At 62.4% G+C, this 13,068-nt stretch carries 11 protein-coding genes; 5 read left to right on the forward strand and 6 right to left on the reverse strand.

The annotated features are described in order from the left end of the window. The 5 genes from A3CW_RS49030 to A3CW_RS0138780 all read right to left on the reverse strand — a co-directional run. Positions 1 to 434 (reverse strand): pyridoxal-phosphate dependent enzyme (locus A3CW_RS49030; protein WP_035515231.1); only part of this gene is annotated, 434 nt, incomplete at its 3' end. A gap of 519 nt (positions 435 to 953) precedes the next feature. Further along, positions 954 to 1,988, reverse strand: coding sequence for a ParB/RepB/Spo0J family partition protein (locus A3CW_RS49035; RefSeq protein WP_035515232.1), 1,035 nt, complete (start codon positions 1,986 to 1,988; stop codon positions 954 to 956). Then, positions 1,978 to 2,661 carry a ParA family partition ATPase gene (gene parA / locus A3CW_RS0138770; protein ID WP_028208335.1) on the reverse strand — a complete coding sequence of 228 codons (684 nt, stop codon included), beginning with the start codon at positions 2,659 to 2,661 and terminating at the stop codon, positions 1,978 to 1,980. The genes A3CW_RS49035 and parA overlap by 11 nt, the downstream gene beginning before the upstream one ends. 978 nt (positions 2,662 to 3,639) lie before the next feature. Further along, complete coding sequence (locus tag A3CW_RS49040; RefSeq protein WP_051482009.1) at positions 3,640 to 5,013, reverse strand: replication initiation protein; 1,374 nt, start codon at positions 5,011 to 5,013, stop codon at positions 3,640 to 3,642. A gap of 1,514 nt (positions 5,014 to 6,527) precedes the next feature. Then, positions 6,528 to 6,842 carry a DUF4148 domain-containing protein gene (locus A3CW_RS0138780; RefSeq protein WP_035515234.1) on the reverse strand — a complete coding sequence of 105 codons (315 nt, stop codon included), beginning with the start codon at positions 6,840 to 6,842 and terminating at the stop codon, positions 6,528 to 6,530. A gap of 433 nt (positions 6,843 to 7,275) precedes the next feature. Here A3CW_RS0138780 and A3CW_RS0138785 point away from each other — a divergent pair, with 433 nt between their 5' ends. From A3CW_RS0138785 to A3CW_RS0138805, 5 genes are all read left to right on the forward strand, one after another. Continuing rightward, positions 7,276 to 8,757: a sensor histidine kinase gene (locus A3CW_RS0138785; RefSeq protein WP_081772012.1), complete on the forward strand. Its 1,482-nt coding sequence runs from the start codon at positions 7,276 to 7,278 to the stop codon at positions 8,755 to 8,757. Between the two features lie 3 nt (positions 8,758 to 8,760). After that, a complete protein-coding gene (locus A3CW_RS0138790; RefSeq protein WP_028208338.1) occupies positions 8,761 to 9,459 on the forward strand; it encodes a winged helix-turn-helix transcriptional regulator in 699 nt (232 codons plus the stop codon). 154 nt (positions 9,460 to 9,613) lie between these two features. Continuing rightward, on the forward strand, positions 9,614 to 10,288 hold the full coding sequence (locus A3CW_RS0138795) for a response regulator transcription factor (RefSeq protein ID WP_028208339.1): 675 nt from the start codon (positions 9,614 to 9,616) through the stop codon (positions 10,286 to 10,288). A 6-nt stretch (positions 10,289 to 10,294) separates the two neighbouring features. Continuing rightward, positions 10,295 to 11,725 (forward strand): sensor histidine kinase, encoded by a 1,431-nt coding sequence (locus A3CW_RS0138800; protein ID WP_051482010.1) that lies wholly within the window; start codon positions 10,295 to 10,297, stop codon positions 11,723 to 11,725. 33 nt (positions 11,726 to 11,758) lie between these two features. Further along, a complete protein-coding gene (locus tag A3CW_RS0138805) occupies positions 11,759 to 12,487 on the forward strand; it encodes a response regulator transcription factor (RefSeq protein ID WP_028208341.1) in 729 nt (242 codons plus the stop codon). 138 nt (positions 12,488 to 12,625) lie between these two features. Here A3CW_RS0138805 and A3CW_RS0138810 read toward each other — a convergent pair whose 3' ends face one another. Then, the gene (locus A3CW_RS0138810) at positions 12,626 to 12,910 is read right to left on the reverse strand and encodes a DUF4148 domain-containing protein (protein WP_028208342.1); all 285 of its coding nucleotides are present in this window, start codon (positions 12,908 to 12,910) and stop codon (positions 12,626 to 12,628) included. Positions 12,911 to 13,068: the final 158 nt, after the last annotated feature.

Consider the following 13,068-nt stretch of genomic DNA (forward strand, 5'->3'; position numbering starts at 1 on the left):
ACCTCGACGGTCGCGCCGCCGTGGGCGCGCACGGCATCGACCTTCACCTGCGGGGTGGTCACCGGCACGCAGATCACGGCCTTCACGCCGAGCTTCGNCGCCGAAAGCGCCACGCCCTGCGCGTGATTGCCCGCCGAGGCGGTGATCACGCCGCGCTCGAGNTGCGCGGGCGAGAGATGCGCCATCTTGTTGTAGGCGCCGCGCAGCTTGAAGGAGAACACCGGCTGGTTGTCCTCGCGCTTGAGGAACACGGCGTTGCGCAGGCGCGCCGAGAGGTTCGGGGCGCGCTCGAGTTCGGTCTCGCGGGCGGCGTCGTACACCCGCGCCGTGAGAATCTTCCGGAGATAGTCGTTTTCGTCGCGTCGAGACTGAGCGGAATCAGTGGCTTCGGCGACTTCGGTGGCTTCGGTGGGGTGGCTTTGATGCACCTGCATGACGGCTCCTGTACTCACTTTCGTTTTGGCCAGGAGGCGGAAACAAAAAACCCGCCTCTTGGGGCGGGTTGTTGTCACTGCTGCCAGACGTGCGCTAACCCACCATTCGTTGAATGGTGCTAATAATCAGCGCAATCGTGAAAAGGCGGCAGTTCATCTCACAAAGCATGACCTGGGGGGCGGGCGTTGTCAATTGCTCACAGCCTTGTTGCTTGTAATGCATTACAAACTACGTATTATTTGCTACGTTTTTCGCTTGTCGTGGATATCTCCATGGCTCGCAATGCAAAAAACGCAATTTAACCCTGTCTCAACTAACATGTTTCGTGAAACATTCTAGAAAACTGGATCTAACCCATTGAATCTAAATGATTATGCTTGATCCAGTATTTTTTCTCGCCTGTTTCACGGATTCGACCCCGGTGGTGGCTCGCGTACGGCTCACATCGCCGCTACAACAAAAAAAGGGCGTCTGACGACGCCCTCCCCTGCTGCGCGGTTGGCCGATGCTCGCGACGCTCAGGTCGTCGTCCCGGTCGTATCCATTTCCGAAGCCCACTGCTCGATGACCGCCTTGACGCGCTCGGCCAGACGTTGCTGATCCGAAGGCGCGATGCCCTTGAGGCTCAACTCCGCGCGCCCGTCGCCGAACAGCTTCAGTTCGCCCAGCGCGACGCCGTCCGGCCGGTTGAACTGGACGCGGGACTGGTAGTGCGTACGGCGCGGCCCGACGCTGCGCGCGCCCGCCTCAGCCGAGGCCGCCGCCTCGAGCTTGCGCACGCTCGCCTTCCCTTCGATCACCTGCTGAAGCCAATGCTCGGCGACCGTTGCGCCCGCCCGGTCGAAGATCAGCTTGATGTTGTAGGCGTGTCCGAGCCCGATATCCTTGCGATTCTGCGCCATCCTCTGCAGCAGATAAGGCGGCAGCGACGTGAGCGCAATCACCTTGCTGATGTGCTTCGGATCTTCGCCGACGGCCACGCCCAACTCGACCTGGTCGACGTAGACGCGATCGTCGAGCAGTTTCTTCCACGCGAGCGCATCGTCGAATACCGTCTGTTCCTCGCGCTCCTTGTTGGCGTGATAGGCGCGCAGGTACAGGTTCTGGTTGTCGAGACCCTCGCGGACATCGGCGTCGATGAATTTATCGCCGCGCGAACGCGCAGCGCGAATACGCCGCTCGCCGTCGACGATCACATATTGGCCGGGAAACGCCGCGAGTTTCGTGACCAGGATCGGCGTGATCTGCCCTTGCGTCGCAAAGCTTTCGGCCAGCTCGTCGATCGTCTCGGCGCTGTAGAACGCGCGCGGGTTGTACGGATTGGAGACGACATCTTCGACCGAAATCTTCCGGACCGCATGCAGCGAAAGCGGTGCCTCGATGACTTCGGCAGGCTGAGCAGCCGGCGTGTCTGTGTCTACGGCATTGGGTGCGCCCGCGTCGCGCTGCGCGATATTGACGACATCGGCTTCGGCGAGACGCTCGCCAGCCGAAACGCGCTCGGCAGCCATGCCCGCGCGGACCTTGCTGGTGAAATTCAGCTTAGCGGCCATCGACCACCTCTTCTTCCTGAACCAGCGCGATGATCTCGTTGTAGACGGCGCTGATCTCGTCCTTCGCGACTTTCGCCCCGCGCACACCGCGCACATCGAAGACGGTGCGGCCGAGCGCTGCCGTCTGGCGATAGAGTTCGCGCTGTTTGATGGTTGCCGCAAATACGCGAACATTGCTCTCGGCGAGGATGGCGCTCATCTGCGTGTGCAGCAGCGTCTTCGAATTAGATTTATTCAGCAAAATTGCGAATTTTCCGGCCGGATTGGCAACGCGGGTTCGCTCGACCAACTCCATCATTCCTTCGCTACTCCAGATGTCGATCGGCGATGCATCTGTCGGAATGACGGTGGCGTCGGCGACGGCAAGCACTCGCGCGGTAGTCAGGTCGTTGATATTGGGCGGGCAGTCGACGATAACGACGTCGTAGTCGTTCGCCAGCGCGGCGATCTCCGGCCCAATCATCTTCTCCAGCTTGTGAATGCTGCCGACGCGGAACGGCAGGGGCGTCTCGGGACCGGCCGCTGCACACCAACTCATGCAAGATTGCTGACCATCGGCATCGGCGACATAGACCTTATAGCCTTCAGCCTGAAATGCCCCAGCCAGATTCATGCTGGTGGTGGTTTTGCCAACCCCACCTTTTTGGTTCGCTACGGCTATCACGAGACCCATTCGTTTCTCCATGCAATTGTTCAACAGCGGACGAGCCTTCCAGGCGCACTCTCCACGTGGAGACTCCAGCAAGTCATTCGAGAGTCTAATGGCAACTTAAAGTAAATTCTAGGATTTCCGTCTCTGACGTTGTCAGTTCACAACCAATTGGCCGAACGGATAAGGATTGGACCCAACACAGAAGATCGGTGCGCGGGCGCAATGACTGGATCGCGATGTTTCAACAGCGGTGGAAACCGATCTCCACGTGGAGATCGCAGAATGGCTTCGAAGATGCGGCGCCCGCCTGCTCGCAGGTCGATGAGACGTAGTATCTTTGCAAAACCATGTAATGCGCTTGTGACGGTGGGGAGAAGGATCGAGTTAGGCGAAAGCACTGGAGCGGTATGCCCTGGCCGAGGGCGTTGAGGAGCATCGAGCAAATCTCCACGTGGAGATTCATCGACTTGACCTTAAGCAGTTCAGTGTGGTGGGCGTGATGTGGATGAACTAGAAACGATTCGGTCTGTGTGCGCAACTATTGAATCTCCATGTGGAGATTCATCAACCCACATTCGGGATGGTTACTGATGCGTGAGCAGGTGCTATCCAGGATGGCAGGATGGGTTGTGACAGCAAGCGGGTACCGACCATCACCAGCATGTCGCCGAACGCGCACATTCTTGATCGCTTGAAGCAGTGACTCTCCACGAGGAGATTAACGCGAACAGCACGAACTAACCAAGCGGCATCAGCAGTCGCAGCAAGCCGAGACAAAGCACAAACATCACTCCGTAGCACTCAGGCGGTCGAACCCTGGCGCACCACGAGTAAACCCAGCTCCTCTAACGCGCAGAAACTGCGAAATATATATTTAGCTACGACTTCTACGTTGTTATATTTAGCCAATTTTCCTTGCCCGCAACCTGCGTGTACTCACAGCAAATCGTGCAAAAAAAAACGGCGGCCGAAGCCGCCGTCCTGTTTCTTCGATAACCTTCACTCGTCCCGCGCTTTCAACGCAAAATCGATTTCCGCCGCCTGCAGGCCTTCGCCCCCAGCCGGCGCCTGTTGTCCGCTCAGCAGGAATTCAAGTAGGTCGGCAGCCGTCGGTTGGCCCCAGGTGTCCAGCACCACCCAACGGAAGAAGTTCGTCGATGCCATCTTGCTTGGCACCTTCGCCGTCGACACCTTGAGCTTGTCCATGCCGACCGTCTCGTTGTAGCGCTTGATCAGCGCAGTCTGGTCGTCGTACTCGAGCTCATTGAAGTAGGCGCGCGCCTCATTGATCTTCGCGGCGATATAGCGGTCCTTCACCTGATCCTGACTTTCTCGCGCGCGGCCAGCGTCTGCGGCGGGTGCGGCGGCATTCGCACCGGGCAACTCGTAGCCCTCCGTCAGCGCCTTGCGGAAATACGCCGCAACGTTGGCGAGCGGCGCTGCGTTTTTCTGGGCCACCCGCGCTGCAGTATAGGCCACCGCCGTGCGAATCTTCTCCTCGCCGTACTGCTTGAGCAGGCGCCGCGCCTCGGAAACCGGGATGCTGAACTTCGACATCTCGCCGATCAGCAGCGTTTCGTTTGCACGCAGTTCCTGGGACGGATCGGTCTCCGGCTTGCGGGTCACACGGAACTGCAGGGCGACGACCGAGCGTCCCACCTTGTGCTCGATGAGCTCGAACATGTGATCCGAAATCTCGTTGACTTCCTTGATGCAGGGCACCAGTACACGGCTCTTGAACTGCTTGTAGAGTTTGTACGATTGCGCCGAAGTATCCTGCCCAAGGATCAGGTCGCGCAGCGTCGCGAGCGGAAAGCGCGCCGTCACACCCACGGCCTCGTAACGAACGACGTTCTCCCACAGCGCGAGCGAATGCGCCTTCCTGAATTGACGCGTGATGCGCATGTCGATCATCGCGTAGATTTCAGGATTAAGCAGTTCGCCGCGAATCTGCTCGGAGAAGGTGTAGCGCAATACCGATCGCTCGAGTTCGGCGCCGGCAAGCAAACCGGACGCCTTCCAGATGCTGCGCTTGTCCTGCGTGAGGTAGTCCCAGTTGACGACCGTGCTGATCAGCGAGTTGATCGTTTCCTTGACGTACTCGGTGTTGTTACTGTTCAGATCGACGTCCTGGGAGAGGGCGGAGATCGTGATCTCGAACGACGAGCGGCCGCGGTCGAGGGAATCCTGGCGAATGGCGTTCTTGATCAGCGAGCTGAACATCTTGCGCTGCTGCAGGCTGATCGATCCGGACTTCGGTGCGATATGAATCGCCGGAACGGCCTTGCGGAACAGATCAGGCGGCTGGCCTTGCTGGAATACGAGTGCACCTTGTTTGTCGGCGTCGCCGGCTTCGGCCTTTTTTCTTGCCATATGACCCACGTTGAAAGGGAACCTGTTCGGTTGGTAACTGTATACCAGCCGAACAGGTGACTCAAGGCCGCAAACGCAATCGTGACGCGGCACGACACCCAAGGGCGCAGAGCATTGACAGCCTGAGATTCTCTGCCCTGGTGGCCACCGGGAACCCCTCTGGGCCACGCAGAGCAGACCCCGCACATGAACCCATAACTGGTGACCTTTGTATCGCCGTGCCCCGAAAATCATCCCATAGCGAGCGACCTTTAGGCAGGATGTGAGTACTCACTCTGTGAATTTAGCCTCGATAGGTAGCCGTCCATGGGATCTTTCGCGTGGCTATCCGGGTTGTCGCCCGGATCTGGTCGCCCATGCCTCGGCACGCTCATTACGCCCATAAATGGTGACCTGAACTGGCTCCCACAAATGGCTACCCATACGGAGGCAAAATAGGGCGCCGAAGGTCTGCGAATCAGCCCTAGCTCCCATAACAGGTGACCCATACCGGATCCCATAGGCTGTTACCTTTGTCCAGCCAGCTTCTCCGCATGCAAGGATTCATGCGGGGGAGCCGATTCGGTGCTCGCTGACGCCGGAATTCGTCTCCCGACAAGCCACCATATCGGGTTACCCAAGCAGATTCCCAAATACGGTTACCTGAATTCAGGCACGCAGGCCTCTTGAACGCCGTCAGGAAAGGCATCCCATCCCATAAGCGGCGACCTTCGCTGACTCCCATAAATGGAGACCTGAAGGCAAAACTGCTCCTTTTCCCATAACGGGCAACCTTCTCCCCATATCCACAACCCGTAAACCCCATGCCCGGCTACCGAAGTCCCATATCCACAACCCGAAACTCCCATACCCGGGACCGCAAATCCCATAACACGCCACCAAATCGGCCGCAAAGCCTTGCCTGGTAAGGGTTTGCGGCACCTAAAGGTTTACTAAAGTTGTTAAAGCGTAAAAGGTAAACACTGAAACACGCGTTCGATGAGAAAGACGTCTCCCAAAACCGGGGACCTTATCGCATGTGAGTGGTCACCAACCTCCGTGGCCCCATTCCTGGTTACCTAGCCCGTCTACCAACGCTTTGCGGGCACCATAGATCATGACCTAAGCCCCCTCTTCTTGAGAATCGACATTTAGATATCGAACCAGGTTATTGATTTACTGGAAAAAACACCCGGATGGTCTCCGTCTATGGTGTAGGTCTTCGTCTAAAGGTAACTGTCTATGGGATAGGCTGCATCACGACGAAACCCATTGGAACGCGACCGCAAGCGCTCTGCCTGCCCTGGGCACCCGCTCAATCCAGGTCACGGAGACGCGCGACCTGGAGAACGCCCATGTGGACCAACCGTTCTTCCCATTTCCGGTTACCCAACTCAGGTCACCAAATATGGGAGCCGCCGAAGGTCCACATGGGCCGCGACCCAAAGCGATCACGGAAAGCCTGGCGGCAGCGGGGCAAGGTGCACTGCACAAAGTCTATTGGTGACCTACGGGCCGCCGAGCGCGCCCCGATCTCAGTCCGAATTCGCGGGAAAGGTCACCGCGGCCGCGGTGTGCTGCGGCAGACAATCACTGCGATATACGTCCGCGAGACGCTGCTGGGCGGCTTCGATATCGGCGGGATAGTTGTTGTCGTCCGAGTTCGGTTCGTAGCCCACCGCCTCGAGTTCCGTGAGTTCCCGTATCAGATCGGCATGCGTGACCTCGTGGGCCGGTTTGACGAACGGGTAGCTGTGACATTCCTGCTGCGTTAGATGCGGCGCGGCGACCGCGCTTACGCTCACCGCTCCCACAAACGGCACCCATACGAACTTCAGCCATGACTTCATGATGCATCCTCCTGTTGATGAACCCGCAACGAAATGACAAAGCGCGAACGCGCGAAAAAGCGGATTCGAGGATAAGGAGGTGCCGACGCTGGATCCGGCTCAGCCGGATGAAAGAAGGTTCATCTGCCTCGCGCGCGCTCGAGACGAGACCTCGTGTTCGCACGAATTGACAAAATGACAGGTGCGCGTCACGCGGCAGTAAGAAGATGACGCGCTCTTCATTGCCGTGATGCCGTTGGGTCGAGGGCGCGCCCCTATGATGGCCAGGCACGAGCGCATCCGCGTTCGTGGGTTCGCCAGTGAGTCGTCGAACCGACCATTCATTGCCATCGGGGGTAGCCATGTCAGTCTGCGAGAAAGCACCGTGCTCACGATGCACGACCGCGCGTGAGCCGGTCTTGCACGACGCCGGGCCCCGCATTCGAGGCGCGCGATGAACCTGCCTGCCTGGGTGGCGCTCGGGCGTGGCCTGTTCGTTCCAGCGTCGTCGCGGGCGGCGCCGGACGTGCGGGATATTGGCCGCGACCACTGGCAGACGACCACGTTCCGCTGGTTCACCGCTTACGCAGCGATCTTCTCGCTCGCGTTCATGGCGCTGCTCGGCGTCATCGAATACTCAGTGACGCGCGCCATGATGCGCGAGACCGACAGCGGCCTGCGCTGGCAACTGCGCTACTTCGATTCGCGCAGCGACGCGAGCCTTGCCGACGCCATCGACGCGCGCCTCAGACGCCCCGACCGGCGCGACAACTTCTACGGCCTGTTCGCGCCGGACGGCCGCTGGCTCGCCGGCGATATCCGAGCGATCCCCACGGGTCTTCCTCTGGGACACTACGGCCAGTCGCACGAGCACACGCGCGGCCAGACGTTCGCGCTCGACCCCGGCTCCGCGCGATCGTCCCTGCGCGCCATGGGCGAGATTCGACCCGATGGCGCGCGCCTCGTCGTCGCGCGCACGCTCTCCGACGTGCGCCACGTTCATGACGAACTGATGAAGGCGTTGATCGGCGGCGGTCTCCTGTGTCTGACTGGCAGCCTGTGCGCCGGACTCGTGCTGAGCATGCGGCAGATCCGGCGCGTCGCCCAGATCAAGCGCGCGACGCGCCGCATCGCGAACGGCGACCTCGCGATGCGGCTGCCGGTCGCCGGGCGCGACGAACTCGACATGCTCGCGCACCTCGTGAACCGCATGCTCGACGAAGTCGAGCGCCTGATGGGCGAGGTGAAGAGCGCGTGCGACGGTATCGCCCACGATCTGCGCACGCCGCTCACGCGCTTGCGCCTGCGCCTCTCACACGCCGCCGAAGCGATGGAGCAGCGCGGCGAGGCGGTGCTCGCCGGCGTGCTGGTTGGCGCGCGCGGGGAGGCCGATGCTGTGCTCGACCGTTTCTCTGCACTCCTGCGCATTTCGGAGATCGGCGCCATCGATCGCCGCCGCGGCTTTGCGAGCGTGGCCCTGTCCGACCTCGTGCGCGAGCTATGTGAACTCTACGCCCCGCTTGCCGAGGAAAAAGCCATCGACATGCACGCCGCCGTCGCGCCGGTCGAACCCATTCACGCCGACCGCGCGCTGCTCTTCGAAGCGTTGAGTAATCTGCTCGACAACGCCATCAAGTTCGCGCCGCGCGGCGGCGCGGTGCAGATCGAGTTGCGCGCGGGCTCGCGCGGACCGCAGCTCGCTATCGCCGACAATGGACCCGGCATCGCGCCCGGCGAACGCGCCGCGGTGCTGGGGCGCTTCTACCGCAGCGAGCGCACCCGCCACCTCCCGGGCACCGGCCTCGGGCTTGGCATCGTCTCGGCGATCGTGCGGCTGCACGATTTTCACCTTGCCATTGGCGCCGCGAATCCGGGGACGATCGTGACGATCGACTGCTGGACGCCTCAAACGCGCCACGGCCACGCGGGCCCGTAATCGATGCGACTCCTGCTGTGCTCGTCCTCGGCTGCCGAGCGAGGTTACCTGTACAAGGCGTTGAGCGAGAGCCTGAACAGCGTCGAGATTGCCGATGACGTCGAGTACGCCGTCTATCTCGCGTCGCAGGAGCCGTTCGATACGGTGTTCCTCTGCGCTGCCGCGCCCGAGGCGCACAATGACATCGCCAGCGCGCTTGCGGGCTTCACGCGTTTGCCCGACGCGCCGGCAATCGTCGTTGCGCTCGCGCGCGCGACCCCCACGGACTGCGCGCGCCTGCTGCGCGCGGGTGCCGATGCGTGCTTCGTGCAGCCCTGGTCCATTATCGAGATTCAGGAGCGTATGCTCGCGCTGCGCCGCGGCGCGCTCGTTCACGCGAGCGCGCCGCTCGTGCGCCTCGACCCGTCCACGCGCGACCTCGTGGAGGGCATGCGGCGCGTGCCGCTCACCACGCGCGAGTATCTGCTCGTCGAATGCCTGCTGCGCCATGCGGGCGCGCCCGTCGCGCGCGAGCAGCTGATTCGCTATGCGTGGCCCGACAAAGCCGACGTCGAGCCGTCGAGTGTGAACCTCGTCGTGTCGCGTCTGCGGCGCAAACTCGCGTCGCATGGCACGCATGCGAACGTCGAGACGGTGAACCGCTACGGCTATCAACTCGATCTGCACGCGCGGGAGACAATCATCGGCGTAATCGATACGTAAGCACCCAGACGCCGCATGCGAGACCGTATTGCCGTTGCAACCTTAAATTTAATTTCATGAAAGGAATCCCGGTGCGGCGCAGGCGCGACGGTAAACTCGAGGCTCTTGAATAGTCGTGCCGCCGGCACGACGGAGTGCGAGAAAGATGAGTCAGGTGCGCGTATTGACGGTGGAGGACGATGCCGTCACAGCCAACGAGATCGTCAGCGAGCTGACGCAGCGCGGTTTTGCGGTCGAATGGGTCGACAACGGCCGGGACGGCATGGCGCGCGCGATGAGCGACGAGTACGACGCCATTACGCTCGACCGCATGCTGCCGGGCGTGGACGGTCTCTCGATCCTCACGGCCATGCGCACGGTCGGCATTCAGACGCCGGTGCTGATGCTGAGCGCGCTCGGTGACGTCGACGAACGCGTGCGCGGCCTGCGCGCGGGCGGCGACGACTACCTCACCAAGCCTTTCGACCCCGAAGAACTCACCGCGCGCCTCGAGGTGCTGCTGCGCCGCCGCCAGGCCGCGAGCGTCGCGCGCGAGACCGCGCTGCGCGTGGGGCCGCTCGAACTCGACCTCATTTCGCGCAAGGTGCGCCGCGACGGCGAAGAAGTCGTGCTGCTGCCTACCGAGTATCGCGTGCTCGAATTCATGATGCGCCATGCAGGCAAGACCATCACCCGCACCATGCTGTTCGAAGCCGTATGGGGCTACCACTTCGATCCGGGCACCAACCTGATCGACGTGCACATGGGCCGCCTGCGCAAGAAAATCGATCCGCCGGGCGTGCCGCCGCTGATTCAGACCGTGCGCGGCTCCGGCTACATTCTCGGATAAACCGCTTTGTCGAGTCGTTCTTCTCCCGCCGCGTCCGCGCCGTTGCGCCGGCGCTGGCCCACCACGACGTTCCGCTGGCTGTGCGCCTACACCGCGCTGTTCGGCGTCTTTCTCACGCTGCTGGTCGGCTTCATTGCGTTGACCGCGAGCACGACGATCGAGCGCGACGCCGATTCCATCATGGGCTGGCAACTCATCTATTTCGATTCGATTCCCGATGCGCAGTTGCCCGAGGCGATCCATCAGCGGCTCGAACACGAGCGCATGCACGTCAATTATTGTGGACTCTTTACGAGTGATGGCCGCTATATCGCGGGCGACCTGCTCGCGCCCCCGCCGAACTTGACCTATACGCGCGAAGGCAGCACGCACGCGCATACGGTGAAGCTGCTCGACCGCGATGTTTCGCCCGTGGTTCGCGCCATGGGCGAGGTGCGGCCGAGCGGCTTGCGCCTCGTCGTCGCGCGCGACATGACGAGCGTGCTGCGCATTCGCAAGATCATGGTGCGCACGCTCGCGGCGGGCGCCGTGCTCGCGTTGCTTGCGGCCGCGGCGGGCGGCCTCGTGCTCGGCATGCGCCAGATCCGGCGCGTGCGCGAAATCCGCCGCGTGACCGAATGCATCGCACGCGGCGACCTCGATCGGCGTCTGCCCGTGGGCGGCGACGACGAACTCGACATGCTCGCCCATCTCGTGAACCACATGCTCGACGAAGTGGAGCGGCTGATGGGCGAAGTGAAGGGCGCCTGCGACGGCATCGCGCACGACCTGCGCACGCCGCTCGTGCATCTGCACACGCTGCTCGCGCGCGTGGCCGAGCGCGACAGCGTGCGCGGCGACGCCGCCGGTTCGGTGCTGCTCGATCAGGCTCGCACCGAGACCGGCCAGCTGCTCGAACGCTTCCGCGCGATGCTGCGCATCTCCGAGATCGGCACGCTGCAACGGCGCGGCGGCTTCGCGACCGTCGACCTGCACGAACTGGTGCAGGAACTCGCCGACCTCTACGAGCCGCTCGCCGAGAGCCGCGAACTCGAATGGCGCATCACGGCCGAGCCCGTCGCCGAGATTCACGGCGACCGCGCGCTGCTGTTCGAGGCGTTCAACAATCTCATCGACAACGCCATCAAGTTCGCACCGCAAGGCGGCGTGGTGAGCGTGACGCTGCGCACGACGCCGCTCGGCCCGTTGCTCGAAGTGGCCGACAACGGTCCCGGCATTGCGCCTGGCGAGCGCGCGGCGGTCCTGCAGCGTTTCTATCGTGGCGAGGCGGTGCGCCATATCGCCGGCTCGGGTCTGGGGCTTTGCGTCGTGGCCGCCGTGATGCGCGTGCACGATTTCACGCTGCGCATCGACGACGCACGCGAACTGGCGGGCGAGAAGCCCGGCGGCCCGGGTACGCGCATGAGCGTGGAATGCTGGCCGCGCTCGTTCGCCTGACCTCTCCCGTCCAGCCGTCGGGCACTCGCCGTCATGCGCATACTCCTCGTCTCCCCGAATCACGCCGAAGGCGCCTGGCTCCAGAAGGCCCTGCACGAAAGCGCGCATAGCCTGCAGCGCGCGGAAGACTTGCGCGACGGCGTGTTCGTCGCGGGAGAGGAGCCGTTCGATGCGGTGATCGTCATGGCGCTCGACGGCGCGCTGCTGCCTGCGTTGCACGGCATCCTGCCCGGGCTCACCAGGGTCGCAGCCGGCGCGACGGTCATCGCCGTGCTCGGCGTCGAAGCGAGCGCGAGCGAGCGCTCGAAGGTGCTGCGCGCGGGCGCCGACGCGTGCTTTCGCTACCCGTTCTCGTTCATCGAAATGCACGAGCGCATGCACGCGCTATTGCGCACCACGGCGGCGTGCGGCGGCGGCGTGCAGGGTGGGCAGCCCGCGCAGGCCGCAAGCGGCGCACAGCCCGTCCAGAACGCGCCACAGCTCGATGCGGGTACGCGCGAGATCGTGGAGGGCGCACGCCGCGCGGAACTCACGCGCCGCGAGTACCTGCTCGTCGAATGCCTGCTGCGTCAAACCAACGTGCCCGTGCCGCGCGACCAGATGATCCGCTACGCGTGGCCCGAGAAGGACGACATCGACGCCTCGACCGTCAACCTCGTCGTTTCGCGGCTGCGGCGCAAGCTCGCGCGCGAGGGCATCGATGTGCGCATCGACACCATCAACCGCTACGGCTATCAACTGACCTTGCCGACGTTCGACTGATGCGAGCGCTGAGGTAACCGTTTGTGGGAACCGGTTACCTATCCGGGCGCGGACGCATGGGTTTGTTAACATCAAAAAGCAAACGGCACGCTGAGAGCGTGCCGTTCACCCGTGCCTGAAAAGCCCCGTCTGTCGTGCTCAGTGCGCGTAGAGCGTGGAGTTCAGGTACGCAAGCTGACCGTCCTGCTCCGCCTGCACGAGTTCGTGATACACCTCGGCGCGCGTCTTTTCATGGACCGCCTGCCCATAAGGCGGTACCCATCCGCCGGGCGCAACCGTGGGGGCCGTGTCGTTCGCCGCGACCTGGGTGGCTGCCGCGGGCTGGCCGGCCTGCGAGCCGGCCGTCGGTGCAGGGGTTTGTGCAAAAGCGGACGTGGCGGTGACGACACCGGCAAGCGCAGCGATGATCATGAGAGCCTTCATGTGACTATTCCTCCAGGAGTGAGATCGGTTAGCCGGTCAGCGAATGCGATAAATCGCATCCCGGTGTGAGTAGAATAGTTAGGTCACCCTATCGAACCCGATGCAGCTCCATGAAGAAATGTTTATCGGCGCGAGAGGATTCGGTGAAAATAAAAACC

Origin of the sequence: Paraburkholderia nodosa DSM 21604 (assembly GCF_000519185.1) — a bacterium.
In the GTDB taxonomy this organism is placed as follows: domain Bacteria; phylum Pseudomonadota; class Gammaproteobacteria; order Burkholderiales; family Burkholderiaceae; genus Paraburkholderia; species Paraburkholderia nodosa.

Excerpts from the sequence above, each read along its gene's own strand:
- A3CW_RS49035 (WP_035515232.1), bottom strand. The coding sequence starts at position 1,988 with ATGGCCGCTAAGCTGAATTTCACCAGCAAGGTCCGCGCGGGCATGGCT.
- parA (WP_028208335.1), bottom strand. The coding sequence starts at position 2,661 with ATGGGTCTCGTGATAGCCGTAGCGAACCAAAAAGGTGGGGTTGGCAAA.
- A3CW_RS49040 (WP_051482009.1), bottom strand. The coding sequence starts at position 5,013 with ATGGCAAGAAAAAAGGCCGAAGCCGGCGACGCCGACAAACAAGGTGCA.
- A3CW_RS0138780 (WP_035515234.1), bottom strand. The coding sequence starts at position 6,842 with ATGAAGTCATGGCTGAAGTTCGTATGGGTGCCGTTTGTGGGAGCGGTG.
- A3CW_RS0138785 (WP_081772012.1), top strand. The coding sequence starts at position 7,276 with ATGAACCTGCCTGCCTGGGTGGCGCTCGGGCGTGGCCTGTTCGTTCCA.
- A3CW_RS0138790 (WP_028208338.1), top strand. The coding sequence starts at position 8,761 with ATGCGACTCCTGCTGTGCTCGTCCTCGGCTGCCGAGCGAGGTTACCTG.
- A3CW_RS0138805 (WP_028208341.1), top strand. The coding sequence starts at position 11,759 with ATGCGCATACTCCTCGTCTCCCCGAATCACGCCGAAGGCGCCTGGCTC.
- A3CW_RS0138810 (WP_028208342.1), bottom strand. The coding sequence starts at position 12,910 with ATGAAGGCTCTCATGATCATCGCTGCGCTTGCCGGTGTCGTCACCGCC.